At 60.7% G+C, this 20,070-nt stretch carries 22 protein-coding genes and 1 pseudogene; 15 read left to right on the forward strand and 8 right to left on the reverse strand.

The genetic code is table 11. The features are described 5' to 3' along the window. Positions 1 to 169 precede the first annotated feature (169 nt). Positions 170 to 1,249: an extracellular catalytic domain type 1 short-chain-length polyhydroxyalkanoate depolymerase gene (locus AC1RWL_RS30700; protein WP_493097329.1), complete on the forward strand. Its 1,080-nt coding sequence runs from the start codon at positions 170 to 172 to the stop codon at positions 1,247 to 1,249. Positions 1,250 to 1,466: 217 nt separating this feature from the next. On the opposite strand, the gene AC1RWL_RS30705 is transcribed toward AC1RWL_RS30700, so the two are convergent. The 4 genes from AC1RWL_RS30705 to dctP all read right to left on the reverse strand — a co-directional run bounded on the left by AC1RWL_RS30705 (position 1,467) and on the right by dctP (position 3,552). Continuing rightward, positions 1,467 to 1,676 (reverse strand): hypervirulence associated TUDOR domain-containing protein, encoded by a 210-nt coding sequence (locus tag AC1RWL_RS30705; RefSeq protein WP_493097328.1) that lies wholly within the window; start codon positions 1,674 to 1,676, stop codon positions 1,467 to 1,469. Between the two features lie 17 nt (positions 1,677 to 1,693). Beyond that, on the reverse strand, positions 1,694 to 1,933 hold the full coding sequence (locus AC1RWL_RS30710) for a DUF2934 domain-containing protein (RefSeq protein WP_493097327.1): 240 nt from the start codon (positions 1,931 to 1,933) through the stop codon (positions 1,694 to 1,696). An 82-nt stretch (positions 1,934 to 2,015) separates the two neighbouring features. Beyond that, complete coding sequence (locus tag AC1RWL_RS30715; RefSeq protein WP_069062386.1) at positions 2,016 to 2,312, reverse strand: PRC-barrel domain-containing protein; 297 nt, start codon at positions 2,310 to 2,312, stop codon at positions 2,016 to 2,018. Positions 2,313 to 2,457: 145 nt separating this feature from the next. Continuing rightward, a complete protein-coding gene (dctP, locus tag AC1RWL_RS30720) occupies positions 2,458 to 3,552 on the reverse strand; it encodes a TRAP transporter substrate-binding protein DctP (RefSeq protein WP_493097326.1) in 1,095 nt (364 codons plus the stop codon). Positions 3,553 to 3,711: 159 nt separating this feature from the next. On the opposite strand from dctP, the gene AC1RWL_RS30725 reads away from it, so the two are divergent. The 3 genes from AC1RWL_RS30725 to katE all read left to right on the forward strand — a co-directional run bounded on the left by AC1RWL_RS30725 (position 3,712) and on the right by katE (position 7,323). Then, entirely contained in the window at positions 3,712 to 4,365 is a 654-nt protein-coding gene (locus AC1RWL_RS30725) for a TetR/AcrR family transcriptional regulator (RefSeq protein ID WP_493097325.1), read from the forward strand. A 211-nt stretch (positions 4,366 to 4,576) separates the two neighbouring features. Further along, complete coding sequence (locus tag AC1RWL_RS30730) at positions 4,577 to 5,083, forward strand: YciE/YciF ferroxidase family protein (protein WP_435269790.1); 507 nt, start codon at positions 4,577 to 4,579, stop codon at positions 5,081 to 5,083. A gap of 92 nt (positions 5,084 to 5,175) precedes the next feature. Then, positions 5,176 to 7,323: a catalase gene (katE, locus tag AC1RWL_RS30735; RefSeq protein WP_493097324.1), complete on the forward strand. Its 2,148-nt coding sequence runs from the start codon at positions 5,176 to 5,178 to the stop codon at positions 7,321 to 7,323. A gap of 110 nt (positions 7,324 to 7,433) precedes the next feature. Here the strand turns inward: katE and AC1RWL_RS30740 are convergent, their stop codons facing one another. Beyond that, positions 7,434 to 7,928: a BON domain-containing protein gene (locus AC1RWL_RS30740; RefSeq protein ID WP_493097323.1), complete on the reverse strand. Its 495-nt coding sequence runs from the start codon at positions 7,926 to 7,928 to the stop codon at positions 7,434 to 7,436. Between the two features lie 520 nt (positions 7,929 to 8,448). Between AC1RWL_RS30740 and coxB the strand changes: the two genes are divergently transcribed. From coxB to AC1RWL_RS30770, 6 genes are all read left to right on the forward strand, one after another. Beyond that, on the forward strand, positions 8,449 to 9,372 hold the full coding sequence (gene coxB, locus AC1RWL_RS30745) for a cytochrome c oxidase subunit II (protein ID WP_493097322.1): 924 nt from the start codon (positions 8,449 to 8,451) through the stop codon (positions 9,370 to 9,372). Continuing rightward, positions 9,369 to 11,873 carry a cytochrome c oxidase subunit I gene (gene ctaD / locus AC1RWL_RS30750; protein ID WP_493097321.1) on the forward strand — a complete coding sequence of 835 codons (2,505 nt, stop codon included), beginning with the start codon at positions 9,369 to 9,371 and terminating at the stop codon, positions 11,871 to 11,873. The genes coxB and ctaD overlap by 4 nt, the downstream gene beginning before the upstream one ends. A gap of 4 nt (positions 11,874 to 11,877) precedes the next feature. Beyond that, entirely contained in the window at positions 11,878 to 12,258 is a 381-nt protein-coding gene (locus tag AC1RWL_RS30755) for a hypothetical protein (protein WP_493097320.1), read from the forward strand. Next, positions 12,255 to 12,869, forward strand: coding sequence for a cytochrome c oxidase assembly protein (locus AC1RWL_RS30760; protein WP_493097319.1), 615 nt, complete (start codon positions 12,255 to 12,257; stop codon positions 12,867 to 12,869). The genes AC1RWL_RS30755 and AC1RWL_RS30760 overlap by 4 nt, the downstream gene beginning before the upstream one ends. Further along, positions 12,869 to 13,933 (forward strand): c-type cytochrome, encoded by a 1,065-nt coding sequence (locus tag AC1RWL_RS30765; protein ID WP_493097318.1) that lies wholly within the window; start codon positions 12,869 to 12,871, stop codon positions 13,931 to 13,933. The genes AC1RWL_RS30760 and AC1RWL_RS30765 overlap by 1 nt, the downstream gene beginning before the upstream one ends. Before the next feature lie 302 nt (positions 13,934 to 14,235). Next, positions 14,236 to 14,580 (forward strand): hypothetical protein, encoded by a 345-nt coding sequence (locus AC1RWL_RS30770; RefSeq protein ID WP_493097317.1) that lies wholly within the window; start codon positions 14,236 to 14,238, stop codon positions 14,578 to 14,580. Between the two features lie 186 nt (positions 14,581 to 14,766). Here AC1RWL_RS30770 and AC1RWL_RS30775 read toward each other — a convergent pair whose 3' ends face one another. The 3 genes and pseudogenes from AC1RWL_RS30775 to tnpC all read right to left on the reverse strand — a co-directional run. Continuing rightward, positions 14,767 to 15,009: a hypothetical protein gene (locus AC1RWL_RS30775; protein ID WP_493158593.1), complete on the reverse strand. Its 243-nt coding sequence runs from the start codon at positions 15,007 to 15,009 to the stop codon at positions 14,767 to 14,769. Between the two features lie 610 nt (positions 15,010 to 15,619). Then, positions 15,620 to 16,060 (reverse strand): hypothetical protein, encoded by a 441-nt coding sequence (locus AC1RWL_RS30780; protein ID WP_493097316.1) that lies wholly within the window; start codon positions 16,058 to 16,060, stop codon positions 15,620 to 15,622. Between the two features lie 63 nt (positions 16,061 to 16,123). Further along, positions 16,124 to 17,032 (reverse strand): annotated as a pseudogene (gene tnpC, locus AC1RWL_RS30785) (IS66 family transposase); the annotation flags it as partial. A 93-nt stretch (positions 17,033 to 17,125) separates the two neighbouring features. Here tnpC and AC1RWL_RS30790 point away from each other — a divergent pair. The 5 genes from AC1RWL_RS30790 to AC1RWL_RS30810 all read left to right on the forward strand — a co-directional run bounded on the left by AC1RWL_RS30790 (position 17,126) and on the right by AC1RWL_RS30810 (position 20,055). Next, positions 17,126 to 17,332 (forward strand): hypothetical protein, encoded by a 207-nt coding sequence (locus AC1RWL_RS30790; RefSeq protein WP_493097315.1) that lies wholly within the window; start codon positions 17,126 to 17,128, stop codon positions 17,330 to 17,332. Next, entirely contained in the window at positions 17,329 to 17,628 is a 300-nt protein-coding gene (locus tag AC1RWL_RS30795; RefSeq protein ID WP_493097314.1) for a helix-turn-helix transcriptional regulator, read from the forward strand. Before AC1RWL_RS30790 ends, AC1RWL_RS30795 begins: the two co-directional genes overlap by 4 nt. Continuing rightward, positions 17,625 to 17,822 carry a hypothetical protein gene (locus AC1RWL_RS30800; RefSeq protein ID WP_493158595.1) on the forward strand — a complete coding sequence of 66 codons (198 nt, stop codon included), beginning with the start codon at positions 17,625 to 17,627 and terminating at the stop codon, positions 17,820 to 17,822. The genes AC1RWL_RS30795 and AC1RWL_RS30800 overlap by 4 nt, the downstream gene beginning before the upstream one ends. Positions 17,823 to 18,384: 562 nt before the next feature. Continuing rightward, a complete protein-coding gene (locus tag AC1RWL_RS30805; RefSeq protein WP_493097312.1) occupies positions 18,385 to 19,131 on the forward strand; it encodes a hypothetical protein in 747 nt (248 codons plus the stop codon). A gap of 12 nt (positions 19,132 to 19,143) precedes the next feature. Then, entirely contained in the window at positions 19,144 to 20,055 is a 912-nt protein-coding gene (locus AC1RWL_RS30810; protein ID WP_493097311.1) for a hypothetical protein, read from the forward strand. Positions 20,056 to 20,070 lie beyond the last annotated feature (15 nt).

Here is a 20,070-nt window from a genome sequence, read left to right on the forward strand (position 1 = left end):
AGCGTGACGACGAAGAAACCGCATTGATCGTCAAGCGCTAGACCTGATCGAAGCCGCCTCCCGGGGCGGCTTCTTTCCTTAAAGCAGATTTATTGTGCAGTGCAGCAACCATATCGCTGCTGAGGTGTTAGGCTGTATGCGCCAATCCGGCGCGCCCCTGGAGCACCCCATGAGATCCCTGTCCGATACGCTCGAACGCCTTGCCCGGTTGCGCGCGGCGAAGCCCGCCACCCCGACGGGTTCCATTCTCAGGAAACTCGATCAGTTCGGGAGCAATCCCGGTGCTCTGACCGCATGGCACCATGTGCCCAAGCATCTGCCTGCCGCGCCGGCCCTGGTGGTCGTGCTACACGGCTGCACGCAAACCGCCGCCGGTTACGACGCCGGCTCGGGCTGGTCGGCGCTCGCCGAGGATTACGGCTTCGTCGTCCTCTTTCCCGAGCAGGTCCGGCAGAACAACGCGAACCTGTGCTTCAACTGGTTCAATACCGCTGACACGCGGCGCGACGCGGGCGAAGCCATGTCCATCCGGCAGATGATCGCCACGGTGGTCGCCGAACACGGCATCGACGAGCGCCGGATCTACATCACCGGCCTCTCGGCCGGCGGCGCCATGGCGAATGCGATGCTGGCCTGCTGCCCTGATGTTTTTGCCGGCGGCGCCATCATCGCCGGCCTCCCCTACGCATCCGCGTCCACCGTGCCGGAAGCCTTCGATCGCATGCGCGGGCAAGGCCTTCCCAAAACGAACGCCTTGCAGGCAAGCCTGCGCGCCGCCTCACGGCATGAGGGCGCGTGGCCGACGGTTTCCGTCTGGCACGGAACGAGCGACAACACGGTGGTGCCGGAAAATGCGACCGCGATCGTCGCGCAGTGGCGTGGCGTGCATGCATTGCCGGAACAGCCGACATCCTCAGCGACATTCGCCAAATATTCCCGGTCGTCCTGGCGCGACGAACGCGGCACGGATGCCATCGAACTCTACCGGATCCCCGGCATGGCCCACGGCACACCCGTCGATTCCTCCACCGGCTATGGCCACGGCGCACCCTTCATGCTCGACGTCGGCGTTTCCTCGACGGTTGAGATCGCTAGGACCTGGGGACTCGCCGCCTCCTTCGAGCGCCGCGAGCGCCCGAAGACCGAAACCCTCGACGAGCGGCCGGCCAAACACCCGAACGACGGTGGTGGGAACAAGATCCAATCGGTCATCGAGAACGCGCTCCGCTCGGCCGGGCTTATGAAATGATGTGACTTGGCTCGCCCAACACGGCGGAGCAGGTGCTCCGTCGTTGCTCACGGAAGAACCGACGGTCCGACCGCCACAATCCGATGGCGATGGGCTTTGGTTCCGATGCGATAGAATGGAGCCTCGGCGGCGACGCCGGCATGCGCCACGCGTCATCCGCCGTCGTCGAGGTGTGTCTTGCCGGCCGCATTCGAGGCTGACATCTGACAAAGGACTTTTAGGCCTTCTTGAGTGCCTCGGGTTTGTGCGCTGCCCGCTTGCCCGATTTGTCGCTTTCGACAATGAACTGCGGATCGCTTTTCGTGGCGTTGACGGTGTGGTCCTTGATCTTTGTTTTGCTGGTCTGCTTCCTAACGACCTTGCCTTCGGTTTCGCCCTGGCTGGTCTCCCATTTCACTTCGTCGCCTTTTTTGAACTTCTCGCTCATCTTGGCCTCCAGCGACGTCAATCGGGGCTAGCCACTGAGGGAGGCTTGATGTTTTCGGGCTCGCTTTCCCTGTCGCCGCGTGCGAATTCGTCGTCGGCTTGCTGATTGACCTGGGTTACGTCATCTACCTCCTGGTCGCTCAATTGCCCCTCCTCCCCGGCGCGCCTCCAATGGTCAGCATGTTGACCGTTCGGACGGCCTTCGTCCTCCCAGATTTTATGGGCACGCTCACGTTGCCGCTGCTCCTTGTCCACCATTTCAATCTCCCGCGAGTTTTGAGCCGATCTACGAACAAAAAGCCCGGCATCGAGCCGGGCTTCAGGTCTGCGGAAATGCTGATCAATGATGATGTTCGGGCATTTCCTTGAGCTGATCCTTGGTCCAGCTCGTCACCGCGTGAACGTCGCCGTCTTCGTCGCGCATAAACTCAAGATCGGTCAGCGGAACGCCGACCGGCTTTGCACCGATGCCGAGGAACCCGCCGACGTCGATCACAGCGGTGCTTCCCGAGCCAGCACCGTGGACATGATCGAGGGTGCCGACCTTGTGGTCGTCTGCGCCGTAAATCGTTGCACCCTCCAGGACGTCGGGGGTGAGTTCGGCAGCGGTAAGGCGTACGTGGTTCGTGTGGTCCATGTCGGTTTCCTCCATCTGGATTGGAGTGGTGGAAATCCGCATAGATCGCCTTTGTTCCGCAGAGACCTGACATTCCGCTCTGTTTCGAAAAGGCGGGTGTCCAGCGAACCGGCGGCGTGGGTTCGGCCACGCCGACGAGATATCGCTATTTCTCAAAGTCGGCCATGATCGACGAGACAGCGTCGAGCGCAGCCTTCGCATTGATCCCATCGGCTTCCCGGTCCTCAGCCCATCTGGATTGGATGCCCGGGACACCGATGCCGTCCTCCCATTGGTTCACTTCTTCAAGGGTAAGACTGCGCACCGTCGCGCCAGCAGCTCTCAAGTCCTCCAGTTGATTGTCGAAGCTGGCATCCATGACGGGTCCGAGCGCCGTGTACGATTTCTCACCCGCCTGACGAATGGCATCGCGGTCTTCCTGCGTCAGGGCGTCCCAAACGGACTTGTTCATCGCAAGGATGTAGACATGCCCGAGCCACAGGTCTTTCGAGACCAGAACGTTCGGCGCGGTCTCGTGGACCTTGAGCATGTAGCCGCTGTCGACATTGACCATGAGCCCGTCCAGCGTCCTCTGCTTCAGGGCGTCATAGATTTCCGGCCCCCAATGCATGGTCACCGGGGTAGCGCCCGAGTTTCGCAGGAAATCGAGGTGCCAGAAACTGGCGGAGCGCCACTTGCCGCCCTTCAGTCCGTCCAGGTTTTCCATGGGTTCAGAACTGTAGAATGCCACAGGGTATCCGGTCCCGAAGAAGAGGTGCACCAGGCCGTTTTTCTCCAGTTCTTCTGGAAATGCCGGAACTTCGGCGTAGACGCGCTGGAGGAACTCGATCTGCCTGCTGCCGGACGGGCCCGTCGGGAAACCCTTGAATATCTGATGCAGGGGAAGTTCCTTGGCTGTGTACTCGGGCACCACCGTGGCCATGTCCGTAACCTGACCTCCACTCACCGCGCCAAGCGCATCGTAGGCCTTTGCGATTTCGCCGTCCCAATGGTCTTCGATCTTCAGGCGGCCTTTCGACTCCGCCTCGATGGCCGGAAACAGCACGTCCTTGAGGAACCGGGTTCGCATGCCACCGAGGGGTTCATGATCGCTGAACTTGAGGACCCGCGGCGAAGACGACACCGTCTGCGCTTTCCCGTCAGCTATCTCGGCTGTAGACAGGACCATGCCGGCGGCAAGCGCCATGGCCAGTCTACGGGTCATTTTGACTCTGTGATCTGCTGCATTCTTGTCATTCATCGCTCTGCTCTTCTTACTTTGTGACATTCCGATACCGCCGAGGTCCACAGCGCTGAGCCGTCCGCGAGCCAACTCTCCCCCGCCGTAGATCGGGCGGCAGGTTGACCCTGACCCCTCCCAAAAATATATCTGAACAATCCTTCAGTCAGGTATTCGCATTTGAAGAACGCCTCCCCGATCGTGCCACAGCGCCTGAAACCGAGGAAATTGCCCCTCCAGACGCGGTCCGGGGCGACCGTCGAGGCAATTCACGAAGCCGTGATTCAGGTTTTGCTTGCTGAGGGGCTTGGGCGGCTCACGACCACCCGTGTCGCAGAGCGGGCCGGATGTTCGGTCGGGACGCTGTACCAGTATTTTCCGAACAAGGAGGCGCTGCTCTTCGCGATCCTCCAGAGCCATTTTGAGGACGTCGTTGCTGCCATCAAGGCCATAGACATCGGCGCAGGAACTCGCCCTCTCGCCGATCTGGCCGATGCCCTGGCGGACGCTTACGTCTCGGTAAAGGTCGCACGGCCTGACGCAACGATGGCGCTCTATCGGGTAGCGGGCGCGATCGACCAGTTCCGGCTGTCCTCCGATGTGTTTAGACGGCTCCAGTCGGGAGGCGTTCGGGTCCTCGAAAGTGCCTCCGATGTGAAATTCCGGGAGCCGGGGCGAACAGCGTTCACGCTTCTCGCCGCATTAGCCGGGCTTTCACGCGCAAGCTTCGGGGCGCTTGTCTCGGACACCGATATCCTGCTCCGATTGAAGGTGGAATCGCGGCTTCTTGCCCGGTCATATCTTGCCGCGGCGGCCAGGCAGGTGGAAGGCTAATGAACGGCACTTTTAAGACGCTGTAAGTCGCCCACTCGAATCCGCTGCCGTGCGCCTCGGCTCAATGCGGATAGGTCGCATAGGCCGTAGCGCCATCCGCACAACTCCCGCTGCCTTTGCCATGAATAATTTATTTTAGAACCGCAGGAACGTCGTCCCTGATCAACGGTTTCTTGAGTCCAACCTCTCGAAAACGTGATCGGAAACTTCAATGGCTTCGGAAAAGACTCTCAACGACCTCTTCCTTGATACGCTCAAGGACATCTACTTCGCGGAAAAGCAGATCCTGAAGGCATTGCCCAAGATGGCGCGTGCGGCCCAGTCGGAAGAAGCCAAAGCCGGCTTCCTGCAGCACCGCGACGAGACCCAGGGCCAGATCGAGCGCCTCGAGCAGGTCTTCGAACTGCTTGGCAAGCCGGCACGCGGCAAGACCTGCGAAGCCATCCAGGGCATCATCGCGGAAGGCGAGGAGATCATGGAGGACTACAAGGGTACTGCGGCGCTCGATGCCGGCCTCATTTCCTCCGCCCAGGCAGTCGAGCATTATGAGATCGCCCGCTACGGCACGCTCAAGGCCTGGGCGGCGCAACTTGGCCTCAAGGACGCTGTTCCGCTTCTGGACGCCAATCTCCAGGAGGAGGTTGCAACCGACCGGAAGCTGACGGCCCTCGGCCAATCCTCGGCAAACGCCAAGGGTTCGACGAAGAAAGCCAGCTAGACTGGTCGCAAGCACATCAGGCCGCCTTGCAGGGCGGCCTTTTTGTTTCCGCGCAACCTTGCCCTCAAACGAGTTCACCAGGAGCCGCATCCATGGCCAAGAAAAGAACCGCCGCCGCGCCGAGAGACGCAACCGACACCGCCACGATCCACGACGTGAAGCTGCGACGCGGTGCGGGTGGCGAGCTTCACCAGACGGCAGAGGGCGACACGCCCGTGCTGACGACTGCCCAGGGCGGGCCTGTCGCCGACGACCAAAATTCACTTCGCGTCGGCCCGCGCGGGCCGCTTGTCGTCGACGACTTTCACTTCCGTGAAAAGATCTTCCATTTCGACCACGAGCGTATTCCCGAGCGCGTCGTCCATGCCCGCGGCTATGGCGCGCACGGCTTCTTCGAGACCTACGAGTCGCTCGCCGCCTATACCAAGGCCGACCTCTTCCAGCGCGCGGGCGAACGCACGCCGGCCTTCGTGCGCTTCTCCACGGTGGCCGGCAACAAGGGTTCAGCCGATCTTGCCCGCGACGTGCGCGGCTTCGCGGTCAAGCTCTACACCCAGGAGGGTAACTGGGATCTCGTCGGCAACAACATTCCGGTGTTCTTCATTCAGGACGCCATAAAGTTTCCCGACCTGATCCATGCGGCCAAGCAGGAGCCCGACCGGGCGTTCCCGCAGGCACAGACCGCCCATGACAATTTCTGGGACTTCATCAGCCTGACGCCGGAAAGCATGCACATGGTCATGTGGACTATGTCGGACCGGGCCATTCCGCGGTCCCTGCGCTTCATGGAGGGTTTTGGCGTTCATACCTTCCGCTTCGTCAATGCCAAGGACGAGTCGACCTTCGTCAAATTCCACTGGAAGCCGAAGCTGGGCCTTCAGTCCGTCGCCTGGAACGAGGCGGTCAAGATCAACGGCGCCGACCCGGACTTCCACCGCCGCGACCTCTGGCAGGCGATCCAGTCCGGCAACTTCCCCGAATGGGAATTGCAGGTCCAGCTTTTCGACCAGGAGTTCGCCGACAGCTTCGATTTCGACGTGCTCGACCCGACGAAGCTCATCCCGGAGGAAATCCTCAAGCCGCAGCCGATCGGTCGATTGGTGCTCGATCGCATGCCGGAGAATTTCTTCGCCGAGACCGAGCAGGTCGCGTTCATGACGCAAAACGTGCCTCCGGGCATCGACTTCAGCAACGACCCGCTGCTGCAGGGCCGCAACTTCTCCTATCTGGACACGCAGCTGAAGCGCCTCGGCGGCCCGAACTTCACCCATCTGCCGATCAACGCGCCAAAGTGTCCCTTCGCGCATTTCCAGCAGGATGGGCACATGGCGATGCGCAATCCGGTCGGCCGGGTGAATTACCAGCCGAATTCGTTCAACGAAGGTCCGCGTGAATCGCCCACGCGCGGCCACCGCCCCTTCCCTGCCGAAGAGCAGGGCACCAAGGCCCGGCTGCGCCCGGAAAGCTTCGCCGACCACTATAGCCAGGCCCGGCAGTTCTTCATCAGCCAGACACCGCCGGAGCAACGCCACATCGCAGCAGCCCTCACCTTCGAACTCAGCAAGGTCGAAACGCCGGCCATCCGAGAGCGAATGGTGTCGCACCTTCTGAACATAGACGAGACGCTCGCGACGACGGTGGCCCAGAAGCTCGGCCTCCAGTCCATGCCGAAGCCGGCCGATGCAGCTGTTCCGACGCGCCAGGATCTCGAACCCTCGCCTGCGCTCAGCATCGTCGAGAACGGGCCGAAGCGCTTCGAAGGCCGCAAGCTCGGCATCCTTGTCACCGACGGTGTCGATGCCAAGCTGCTGAATGGGCTGATCACAGCGGTCAACAAGGAAAAGGGCACATGCGAACTGATCGCGCCTAAAGTCGGCGGCGTCACGGCATCGGATGGATCGTTGGTCAAAGCCCACCACATGATCGACGGCGGGCCGTCGGTCCTTTTCGACGCGGTCGCGTTGCTGACCTCTGCCGAGGCGATCGACGACCTGGTGGCGGAGGCGGCCGCGCGCGACTTCGTGGCGGACGCCTTCCAGCACTGCAAGTTCATTGGTTATGACCAGTCGGCCATGCCGTTGCTGGCCAAGGCCGGGATCGCCGATGCGCTCGATGAGGGTATCCTTGCCCTTCCCGGCGAGGATGGGCTTTCCGGTTTCGTGGCGGAACTGGGCAAGTTGCGCGTATGGGGCCGAGAGCCATCCGTGAAGCTCGGCAAGGCATCGCAGCCCGCCAAATAAAGCACGGCAAGGGACGCGCCGTCCTATTAGGAGGGCGCGTCCTGCCAGCCGAGCCGCTCTGGCGTCGTCCGCCCCATGCTCTGGGACGGAGGCGCCTTCGCCGTTGGGTGCTATTCTTCGCTATCGCTGGGGATATGGCTATCGACGCCCCGCGTCAGCAGCTCCCGCGCATGCACATTGCGAACGCCCGCAACCGCACGGATCGAGCCGATGAGGTGGCGACGATCGTCCTCGCTGTCGATGCTGCCATCGATATGGACCTCGCCGTCGCGGACTGTGATCTCCAGGGAGGCAAGGTCGATCTGCTTGTCGCCTTCAAGTGCCAGCGTTATGCGCTCTTCCAGTTCGTCGTCCGCGATCACATCCTCCGTCCTGTCGGAAAATGGCAGGGGCGCGCCGCTCACGTCCGTCGCCACCGGATCGAGTGACACCTCGACACCGTCATTGTCCAACTGGTCGAAATTCGCGTCAGGGGCGCCATAGGGTGCGTTCCTCGCTTCGCGCGGATCGGCGTCCTTGTCGGCGTAGGGCCATCCATCGCGGATGTCCCGTTGCTCGAAGTCACGAAAATCGTCTTCGCGTGAGACTTGCTTGCGGTCGGCCATCGCTTTCTCCACTTCATCATTCCTGCTGCATTGGGAAGGATCGAACCGATCATGGCGGCGCTTTGTTCCCTGCTTGCGCTCTCGCGGGTAATCGACGCGCTTAACCCGACGGCGCGGTCTTCAACCGGCCATTTTCGGGGCATGTTTCGGCAGACACTTTCCACGCGGGAACCGATATGCGAGGCTTCGAGGCCCGAAAGGGTGCGGGAGCTGAGGTCGAGCCAATAGGCCGAGGCGCAGGGTCGGTAATCCGGGGGCCTGCTGGCGGCGCGTGACCCTCACGTGTCGCCGCCGCCCGATCTTGGATGACACTGGCTCACCACTCCTGCGACCGAGCCCCTATAGCGGATACCGCGAAGCACACACCGCTCCAGTCAAGATCATCATCGTCCGTGCGGGTTCACCCCTTGCCCGCCGCAGGATTCGAGCCATATCGCTCAAAGTAAGTCCCGCAGGAGCAAGTTCGATTTCCCGACGCGCCCTCCCCATCCTGCTGATCCCGCTGAGCGGCTGCACCGGCGTGCAGTCGGCGCTCGACCCGGCGGGAGAGGAGTCGGCGGCGGTTTTTCAGCTCTTTCTTGTCATGGTGGTGGGTGGCGCGCTGATCTGGATCGCCGTGGTCGGCCTGCTGATCCATGCCGGACGGCGGCGCGAAACGCCATGGTCGGCGGAGAAGGCCGGGCGGCTGATCGCCTGGGGCGGGGTCGCCTTTCCCGTCGTCGTGCTTCTGGCGCTGCTTGCCTATGCGGTCTGGCTGATGCCGGCGATCCGGCCGTGGCTGGCGCGCGTCGCCCCGGCGCCGGAAACGATCGAGGTCACCGGCGAGCAATTCTGGTGGCGGATCAGCTATCCGGCCAGCGACGGCATGGCGGGCTTCGAGACGGCAAACGAGCTGCGGCTGCCGGTCGGCACGCGCACCGCCTTTTCGCTGAAGGCGACCGATGTCATCCATTCCTTCTGGATCCCGGCGCTTGGCGGCAAGATGGACATGATCCCCGGCCGCACCAACATGCTGTCGCTGGAGCCCACGCGCACCGGGCTTTTTCGCGCGCCCTGCGCGGAATTCTGCGGCACGTCGCATACGCTCATGGCCTTTTCGGTCGTCGTCATGGAGCCGGACGACTATGCCGCCTGGCGCCGGGCACAGGCGGGCGGCAACCGGCAGGGTAGCGGCGAAGGCGAGCAGCTCTTCGCCTATCATGGCTGTGCCGGCTGTCATGGCGTGCGCGGCGTGACGGGGCCGGCAACCCTCGGCCCGGACCTCACCTTCTTCGGCCAGCGCCAGACGGTCGGCGCCGGCACGCTTGCCAACACGGCGGAGAATGTCGCCCGTTTCATCCGCGACCCAGGCGCGGTGAAACCCGGCGCAAAAATGCCGGCCTTCGACATGCTGCCGGAAAAGGACATCGCCGCCATCGCCACTTACCTGGTGGGGCTCCAATGACCGATCTCTCCAGCGAAGACGGGACAGCGCAGGAGGCACAATTGCGCGAGGTCTGGCGCACGCCGACCGGCTGGCGCTACTGGACCTCCGTCAACAATACCGAGATCGGCCTTTGGTACGGCGCGGCCGCCTTTGTCTTCATGCTGTTTGCCGGTGTTCTGGCCCTGCTCGTGCGTGTTCAGCTCGCCGTGCCGGGAAACGATTTTCTCTCCGCCGACATGTTCAACCAGGCCTTCACCCTGCACGGCACGGTGATGATGTTCCTCTTCGCCGTGCCGATCTTCGAGGCGGTGGCGATCTTCCTTTTGCCTTCCATGCTCGGCGCGCGCGAACTGCCCTTCCCCCGGCTTTCCGCCTTCGGCTTCTGGAGTTTCGCGCTCGGCGGCATCTTCGTCTGCGGCTCGATCTTTTTCGGTGCGGCGCCGAACACCGGATGGTTCATGTATCCGCCGCTCGCCACCGACAAGGAATATTCCGGTATCGGCGCGGATATCTGGCTCCTTGGTCTCTCGTTCATCGAGGTCGCGTCGATCGCCGCCGCGGTAGAGCTCATCGTCGGTATTATGAAGTGCCGCGCTCCCGGCATGCGCATCAACATGATGCCGCTCTTCGCCTGGTATCTGCTGATCGTGGCCGGCATGATCCTCTTCGCCTTCCCGCCGCTGATTGCCGGCGACATCCTGTTCGAGATGGAACGGATGTTCGATTGGCCGTTCTTCGATGCGGCGCGCGGCGGCGATCCCCTGCTCTGGCAGCACCTGTTCTGGATCTTCGGCCATCCGGAAGTCTACATCATCTTCCTGCCGGCAATCGCGCTGATGGCGATGATCGTGCCGACCTTCGCGCAAAGACCGATCGTCGGCTATTCCTGGATCGTGCTCGCCGCCGTCGGAACCGGGTTCCTGAGTTTCGGCCTGTGGGTGCACCACATGTTCACCACCGGCCTGCCGCAGATCTCGCTCGCCTTCTTCTCCGCCGCCTCCGAGGCGGTGGCGATCCCGACCGGCGTGCAGATCTTCGTCTTCATCGCCACCATGCTCGCCGGCCGCGTCATCTTTTCCGTTCCGATGCTCTTTGGCGCCGGAGGACTTGCCATCTTCATCATCGGTGGGCTGACGGGTGTCATGGTGGCGCTGGTGCCCTTCGACTGGCAGGCGCACGATACCTATTTCATCGTCGCTCACCTGCATTACGTGCTGATCGGCGGCATGCTCTTCCCGATCGTCGCCGGCATCTACTATTATTACCCGCTGCTGGATGCGCGAAAACTCTCCGATCGGCTGGGGAAAGTCGCCTTCTGGCTGATGTTCGTCGGCTTCAACGTGGCCTTCTTCCCCATGCATCTCGCGGGCCTGCGCGGCATGCCACGGCGCGTCTTTACCTACCCCGCCGATATCGGCTGGGACTGGTTCAACCTGATCTCCACTATCGGCGCCTTCGTCTTCGCCTCCGGCGTCGCCGTTGTGGTGATCGACGTGTTGCGCCCAAAACACCGCCAGCCGAAGGGCGAGCAGAACCCCTGGAACTCCGGCACGCTGGAATGGATCAGCGAGCCGGAGGAAAAGTGGGGCGTGCGCTCCATCCCGATCATCAGGAGCCGCTACCCGATCTGGGACCAGCCCAGCCTGATCGAGGACATCAAGGCCGGCCGCGGTTACCTGCCCGACGCCAAGGACGGCGCGCGCGAAACGCTCGTCACCTCGGTGCTCGACGCAAAACCCATCCAATGCCTGCGCGTCGGCGGCACGTCGATCCTCACCATCGTTGCCGCTTTTTCGCTCGGCGGCGTCTTCATCGCGCTGACGTTCCATTGGTGGATCGCGACGATCGTCTGCGCGATCATGACGCTCGCGGCGATCATTGCCTGGCTCTGGACCGGCACGGCCGTCATTCCCAAGGAGGAGATGCGCGACGTCGGCCTCGGCGAGACGCTGCCGCTCTATACGTCGGGGCCGCAATCGGTCGGCTGGTGGGCGATGTTCATCACCATGGCCGGCGACGGCACGGCCTATGCCAGCCTGATGTTCGGCTACTTCTTCTACTGGACGATCCACGAGGATTTCACCGCCGGCCATGCGGGTCCCGGCATGCTTTGGCCACTTACCGCCGCCGGCCTCTTCACGCTCGCCTGGGCGGCCATGCTTGCCGCGCGATGGGTCAATGAAGCCGACCGGCGCGGCCTCACCCGTCTCGCGCTCGCCGTCGCCGTACTTCTGACGCTCGCCGCCTGTTGCGCGGGGCTTGCCGGGCCCTATTTCACCAGCATGGACCCGACCGTACATGTCTACCCGGCGATCGTCTGGGTCGTCGCCCTCTGGACCGTCGTGCATGGCGGCGTCGGCATCATCATGCAACTCTACTGCCTCGCCCGGAACCTCGCCGGGCGGATGAGCGCGCGCCACGACATGGATCTTCGCAATGTCGTGCTCTACTGGCATTTCCTCGTCATCACCGCGATCACGTCCTTCGGCGTGCTCGGCCTCTTTCCGGGGTTGAGGTGACGCGATGCGCCTCATCCCCACGGACGTCGAAAGCCTCTGGACGCTTTTCACCGCACCGACCATCTGGGCGCTGCATTTCCTCGCGTGTTATGTGACCGCCGCGGTCTTCTGTGCCAAGGCGGGCGTGGCGCCCTTCTCCTTCGAGGCGATGCGGTTCGCCCTCGGCGTTGTTACGCTGGTTGCGCTGTCGGGCATCGTCCTCTCGGCCTATCTTGCCTGGCGGCAATGGGGTTTCGGCTCGGGCGACCCGCCGCATGACGAGCCGACCCGCAAAGACCGCCTGCTCTTCCAGGGCTTTGCGACGCTGCTGCTCTCCGGCCTGAGCTTCGTCGCGGTGGTTTTCGGCGCCGTGCCGCTGCTGTTCGTCGGGGCATGCCAGCCATGAGGACGATCGCGCTCCCCGCCGGCCTTGCGCTTCTCGGCCTTGCCCTCGTCCTCGGTCTTGGCGCAGGTTCCTTCACCGTCCATATGGTCGCGCATATGGGCATCGTTGCGGTGGCCGCGCCGGTGATCGCCTATGGCCTTGTCGGCACGCGGCGCGACCCGCTTGCGCACTGGGCCTGGATGACACCAATGCTGGCCTCGCTGGTCGAGCTCGTCGTGGTCTGGTTCTGGCATATGCCGGTGCTGCGCGCGGCGGCGGATGCAAGCCTGGCGCTGACGCTCGTCGAGCAGGCGAGTTTTCTCGCCGCCGGCCTGCTGCTGTGGATCACCTGTCTGCGGCCGGGCGACGGGCGCCTCGCCGGGACGATCGGCCTGCTGTTCACCTCCATGCACATGACGCTGCTCGGCGTGCTTCTGGCGCTGGCGCCGCGCCCGCTCTACGGCGACGGTGCGGTCAGCTGTTTCGGCATCCCTCTTTCCGCGGCCGCCGACCAGCAGATCGGCGGCGTGGTCATGCTGATGGTGGGGGCACTCGCCTATCTCGCCGGCGGCGTCGCCCTGCTCGCGGGCCTGCTTCGAGACGGTGAAGAGAAGATGGTGGAGGAGCGCTGATGCGGATCGGCTGGAAACACCTCGCCGCTCTGCCCGTCGCCGGCATCGCGCTCGCATTTCTCGTCGCATGGAGCGGCCTGATCAGCGTCAAGGCAAGCACCGGTCATTGGAAGGTCACGGACATTTTCCTGCACTGGGTGATGCGGTCGTCGGTCCGCACCGCCGCGAGCGGCACGACGGTACCGGCTTTCACCGAGGGGATGCTGCCGATGGCGGCCGGGCACTTCGAGACCGGGTGTGCGATCTGCCACGGCTCGCCCGCCATGCCGCGGCCCGATAGCGTCGGCAGGATGCTGCCGCCGCCGCCCGATCTCAAGGACAAGATCGTCACCTGGAGCGACGCGGAACTCTTCCAGATCGTTCAGCACGGCGTTCGCTATACCGGCATGCCAGCCTGGCCGGTCGCCGGCCGTGAAGACGAAGCCTGGGCGATGGTCGCCTTTCTGCGCCGCTATCGCGAACTCGATGCCGAAGAATACCGCGCGCTCGCGGGCTTCAGTGCGACCCTGTCGCAGGCGATGGACCGGATCATCGAGACCTGCAACGGCTGCCATGCGCCGGCCCGGCTCGGGCCGGACAGCCTAGTTCCCCGTCTTGCCGGGCAATCTGCCGCCTATCTTGAACAGGCTCTTCTTGCCTATGCTGACGGAACGCGGCACAGCGGCGTCATGGCCGTGGCCATCGACACGCGGACCGAAGCGGACTTGCAGGCTCTAGCGCGCCATTTTTCTGAGGAAGCGGCCGATTCAAGGTCCCTGTCGGAGAGCAGCCTGTTCGAACGAGGCCAGGCGCTCGCGACAAAAGGCGATCCTGACCGCGGCATTCCGGCTTGCCTCTCGTGTCACGACAAGGCCCAGGCAAACCCCAGCTACCCCCGCCTATCCGGCCAACCCGCTGCCTATCTCTCAAACCAGCTTCGGCTGTTCGTCAGAAAAACGCGAGGGGGCGGCCCATTCAAGGAGCTGATGCTTCGGGCGGCCGAGAACTTGGAACCAGCCGACATTGCCGCGTTGGCCGACTACTTAGCTACAAGGGAGCCGACAGAAAGCGGCGTGCCGGAGTGAACCGGAACATTACGCATGGACGTTGCTAATCAACGCGCGGATCTTGGGGAAGGTGTTGTGAGCTACCGGTATGTCCGTAATCCGTGCTGTTGATCCTTCACCTCCAATGCCACCTGCCTTTGAAGATCGACGGAATATCTACTCAGTTACGACCCCAGGCTAACCGACGATGAGCCACGCCCAAGAGCGTCGTTAACATTACCAAAGATTGGAAGCATCTGAACCGGTTATGTCCATCGACTTCCCACGCGGGAAGTGTAAGACCGGCATCGTCGAACTTGCATTTGATCTAGGGGATAAACATGAATTTGAATAGCGCACGCGTGGGTTTTGTTGCTCTCGCACTCGGTATCGTAGGAAATGCAACGATCACCAATTCCGCCTATGCCGCGGAGTTCTCTTTTACAGCAACAAACACCACCAATACTGGGATCACTGAAATATTGGTTTCCGAGAACAAAAAGGATTGGGGTTACTTTGACATTGGTAGCGGTATCAAGTCAGGCGCAACTGCAAATCTTGTGTGGGACCAAAGCACAAATAGCGAGAGCTGCGCTCAATGGGTTAAAGCAAGTTACGCGGACGGGTCCGAATCCGAACCTGCCAAGTTCGATTTCTGCGAAGACGGCCTGGAAATCAATTTCTAGAGGTAATCACGTCAAAGCGTGACAATTGCGCGGCAGGTCATCCTGTGCTCAGGGTCTCCCCATTTTTGGGGATACCCCACGTTGACGAAAACTTGTCGTCAAATCCATATGTCAGCCGCCCTGAGCGACTTCTCGCCGCCTGCGCACAGCACGCGCCGCCGTTGCCGCGGTCGTCTCGCTCGGCTGTCAATGACCACCTTTGCGAAAATCGACGCGAACGACGTTTTTGTCGTCGGGCCTCTTTGTCGGCTCTATCACCGAGCAAAACTTATGTCCCGTCCGTTGAGATAAAATGTACTGAAGCTCATACGTCCGCGTCTGCAACAATTCGAGATTTTCGCGCAGTTCCCTCACGAGCCGCGCATATTGCGTCATAACTCGCTGGTGTTCGCTACGCTCGATATACTTGGCTTTGAACCATCCCCGCATCTCATCCTCCTCGATTGGACGGTCACTCAATTCGCAGCCGGCTTCGAGGTTCCAAAATCCATGGTTAATTAGTCAACGCTTGTTTTCAGAAAACATCTCCAGTGAAGTCACCGTCCTCATCCGTGGACGGTTTTGGTTGAGGTCGACAAGACCGAATCGCGGTGCGATCATGCTTCTGTGATCGGCCATCCCCTTTCAGGGGATATCCCGTGCGTGCACTCGATTATCCGCCGAAGTCGTTTGGACTCCGACGAGGCAAGGACGGCGGTTGGGAGGTCTTCGGCCGCAGAACGAACGCGACGGTCGTTTGCGACGTTCGGCTGATGGCCGGAATGACGCTCGACAAGGCGGATATAGTCGTCGACATCTTGAAGGGCGACCATCTCTACAGGCGTGCCACAACTCTTTACTGGGAATACAGGCGCGACCGCTCTTCTCGCCGCGCGACACCACGGTTACAACACAAGAAAGATTGTACGCCAGCGTACGAATACAATCGTAAGCGGTGTCTCAGTCACATGTTGACATGATAATTTACGCGTTTCGCTGATTGGCATCTCGACGAAAGGGCATTTTCTCCAACGGCGGCTTCAGGCCGCTCATATAGCTTTCAGACTTCACCTGGCTCGGGCTCGTTGCGGGCAAAGCATCCAACCAATGTGAAATCGGGGTCGGTCTTAGTAAGAACGTCTAGGCAGGCACCACCCGTAATAAATCGATAGTGTACCGCCTCGCGACTTTGATCGCGGTAGAATTCGGATTGCGAGAGAAGGAAGCGACTATTTTCCACGCGATAAGCAAAATGGTAGGGCTTAACGCCGATGCGCTCGATGCCATACTCTTCGGTGGAAAGTAAAAGCTCGTCCAGCACACGCACGACGTCTGCATCGCTAAAGCGAATTTTTAACAAATCGTCGCCAATCGGCAGAGAAAAATATGCAGATAGAGGCTTCCCGTCGTCTCCAAAATAACTGTGGCGGAGATCATAAAGCTCCATTCCGGTGCATGTGAAGTTCTGCAAAACGTCAAATGGTATGTAGCGCGTCGTCATTGTGCTCCCCAGCTTGAGACGCGACTATATTTGTCTCCATTCGGTTTTCCAATTGGGCGCATATCACGCTGAAGGATAGTTCCACGGCAGGAGTTCATCGATCCCGCTCTGCTTATGACCGTTGACGATGGCAGTGAATGTGGCGGACAGGTACGCAAACGGATCAACCGAATTTAGCTTACAGGTCTCGATCAGCGACGCGGTGGTCGCCCAGTTCTCCGCTCCGGCGTCATGCCCAGCGAAGAGAGCATTCTTCCGATTCAGGGCTATTGGCCTGATGGATCGTTCGACAGCGTTGTTGTCGATCTCGACGCGACCGTCTGTTAGGTAGACACAGAGCCCGTCCTAACATTTGGAGACATAGGCGAGAGCTTCTCCGAGCGGCGACTTGCCAGCGACGCGGGCACGATGATGCGTGAGCCAAGTCCGCATGTCGGCGATCAATGGCGCTGACCATGCCTGCCTCCCAGCTTGCCGAGTGTAGGCGTCGAGACCGCGCAGCTCTGCCTCAATGCGATAGAGTTCGCCGATTCGCTTTACGCCATCCTCGGCAATTGGCGCTGATCCATTCCGGGTGATCTCGACCAGCTTTCGCCGCTCGTGCGCCCAACACTAGGCGAGTTTGATGTCTGGACCAACACGATCCGGCGCGATCAGCCGATTATATCCCGCGTAGCCGTCGACTTGAAGGACGCCTGTTAACCCTTTCAATATCCGCTCGGCATGGTGTCCACTGCGACCAGGAGCATAGGGGAAGGCTACACCGGGCGGAGCACCACCGCCCCACGGTCGGTCATCACGGGCCAGCGCCCAGAAGTACCCGGTTTTAGTCTTGCGAGAGCCAGGATCGAGGACTGGCGCACGGGTCTCGTCCACGAACAGCTTGGTCGACCGCTTCAGGTCTGCCATCAGAGCGTCGAAGACCGGACGCAGTTCGAATGCCGCCCGGCCGACCCAGTCGGCGAGCACGGCGTCCTTGCAGGGTTGCGCAGGTGGCGGCATGATCTCGTCTCCGCGTAGCCAACATAAACTAGGCGCGCCGTGACCCACATCAAGCGAGCCACCATGACCGACGCAGAACGCATCGAACAACTCGAGGCCAAGATCCAACAGGCTTATCAAGTCATTGGAGTGCTGTTGGCCGGGCCGGACGGTGAGTGCGAGGACTTCTCATCGCCGGGCGGACAGCGTACACTCGACTACTTTGGACATGAAGATTACGACGACGATTTTCTGCCGTATGTGCATCCGCGGGTGGTGGATGGCGGATGACCACCGAACCGCGCCTCATCGGCCGCAAGGAGGCCGCCGCCTACCTTGGAATAGCGGAGTCGACCTTCTCTATGTGGGTCGCTTCGGGCAAAATGCCGGAGCCTATTCTCGGCACCAGGAAGTGGGACAAGAAAGCGATCGACGCGCGACTTGATGAGATAAGTGGATTAGCGCCCATTGCCCCTGCCGCACCCGCGGTACTTTTGAGCACTGGGACGCTCAACAAAAGAAGCGCGACAAGCACCGCCCTCTCCATCGTCTGGACGCCCGCGAAGAACGCATTCTCCGATTTATGATAGCCCACCCGGACAGCACCACAGTCGATCTTATCCCGCAAGCCGGTGAAAAGACTATGGAGGCGCTGGCCGAGGTCGGCGTTGTTCGTGCCGGTGGAAGGGACCATCGCGGGCAACGAGAATGGTTCGTTGCCGACGAAGGGCTGGCGGAAATCCAACGCACGGATACCTGGGAGAATTGGAAGTTTGATTGACGACCGAGAACAATGCAAGAACAAAATTCTGCAATTGGTCTGTGGATTAGGCGGTCCTGCATAAGGCACGAGACCGCAGCATGCGTCATAATGCCTATGTAGTTCGGAGGAAGCGGGTGCGTTGACACCGCAGCATGTCCCGCTCCCCCGACTACTGGCGCTATGCCCGCGGGAGATGAGGGCGCTGTAACGCTCTCATCTTTCCCACGTCTATATTGTGCGACATCGTTGCCTGTAAGGCAAAAGGGAATGTGGATTTTACAAGCCTTTATTGAGCGCTACCTGATCGGGTGAAACAAATGAAAAAGCCGGAAGCAGAGAAAGCCATACGTTCACTGTGTCACAAGTGGGCTGCTACGCTCTCCGCAGAAGATCGCAAACATCCGCATTTCTCGGAGTTTCGGCGCTGGCTCTCCGCAAGCGGATATGGCGAGTATATGAATTTCCGATCGACTGAGGGCGCAAGCGAAGCCGCTGAAGCATGGTTCGATAAGGAACTTGGCCAGATGTGGAGGAGGTGACGGATGGCCAGCGTCAAGGTGACGGCCGCCGCCGGATCCCCATGAACCAGAAACTGAGCCGGAAGGCCCGGCTTTTGATGGACCATCCCAACTGTTGCTTCTGCGGAGGTAATGCCACGACGGTGGACCACGTTCCGTCGCGGCAACTGTTCGCCGACCGCCAGGCACCAGAGGGTTTTGAATTCCCGGCATGCGCCGCATGCAACAATGGTTCCGGAAAGCTTGAACAAGTCGTTTCGCTCTATCTCAAGCTCACCGATCAAACGGGACGAAAGCCGGATGAATCATTCTCCGAAAACATTCGAGGTGTCTTCAATAACAATCCCGCTTTCATGCCGATCGTAGATGTGAGCACGAGCAGAAAAAAGAGGGCAGTCAAAGAGTTTAGTCTCGTGCTACCCGAAGGCACATCGGTCTCCAAGGCCCCAGTGCTGCGCCTGCCGCCTGAGGCCGAAGAGGCGTTCGAGCATTTCGCGAAACGGCTGTCATATGCGCTGTTCTACAAACACCTGGGGCTCCCAAAGCCGAAGGCACATTTTGCGAAGCACTGGTACATCCAAGAGCAACATAGGTCAGTGACCGGTCTTATGGATCAAATGAAACAGATGATGCCTAACTCACACCGTGCGACCCGAACGAACGCGGACCTTAGCGATCAGTTTTGGTACCTCTGGTACGCAGAGAAGGAAGGTCCCTATTTTGCCTACGCCGCGCAATTCAACCGCTCGTACCTGTTCTTTGGTGTGGTTGCACCGTTGGAGTATGAAGATACTATAGCGGGTGTTTAGGCGGCTTTCCCAATGATTTCGAACCGTGACCGATATGGAAATTCCGCGCCCTACGTTGTCCTCGTCATAGGCCTCGTCATTGTATTCATTTTTGCTTTCGAAGTGGCTTCAAGTCGGGAACGGGCCAGATACGAGCAGCAGCGCACCAGCGAGTATGCTGGCAACGCTGAAGCCGATATACGCCGCACCTGCATCGGCGTTGATGATTCCGCCCAGGCGGAATGTATTCGACAAGTAGTAGAAACCGGCAACGAGCATCAACGCGCAGAGCGCGATTTGTCCGCACAGCAGGAAATGGCTCGATGGGCTTTTTACATGTTGGCCGTTTCTTCGGCTGGATTGGTCATTACCGCCGTCGGTATCTACTATGTCCGTGACACCCTCATTGAAACGCGAAAATCTGTGCAAGTTACCCGTGAGATCGGCGAAGCGCAGGTGCGGGCGTATCTCTCTATACGGCCCACTGTCATCCCATCGATGGAAGGTGCTCCCCTCGATCATCGCAGGAGCTTTGAGGTTGAAATCGAGAACGCGGGCCTGACTCCTGCCCGAAATGTCAATGCAGTTGTCTACGCGGATTGGCTTCCTCGCAATCTGCCGTCGCCATGCCCTAATCTCGTAAGAATGCGGGACTGCAGCACTCAGGCTGACCTTACAATTGCTGCCGGCAGTTCCATAAGCGCTTCTGCAGAAACGAAACTCACAGATCTCGACTTTCTTACAAAAGATACCAATGCTGGGCCGACTGTCCCGCACTTGTACGGGATCGTTTGGTATAACGATGTGTTCGGACGTCCACATCGCACCCGTTTCGCCTTTGTTGCTCAAGCGGTTGTCTATACCGACCGTTTTCCTAAGATCGGCGACGATGCCGGTATTGGCGTCGCCCTGTCTGCTGCCTCCGAGCACAATGACGAGGATTAGAAAGAAGAGCCTAAC

The sequence above is a fragment of the Shinella sp. GW821-FHT10F02 genome (assembly GCF_058809275.1).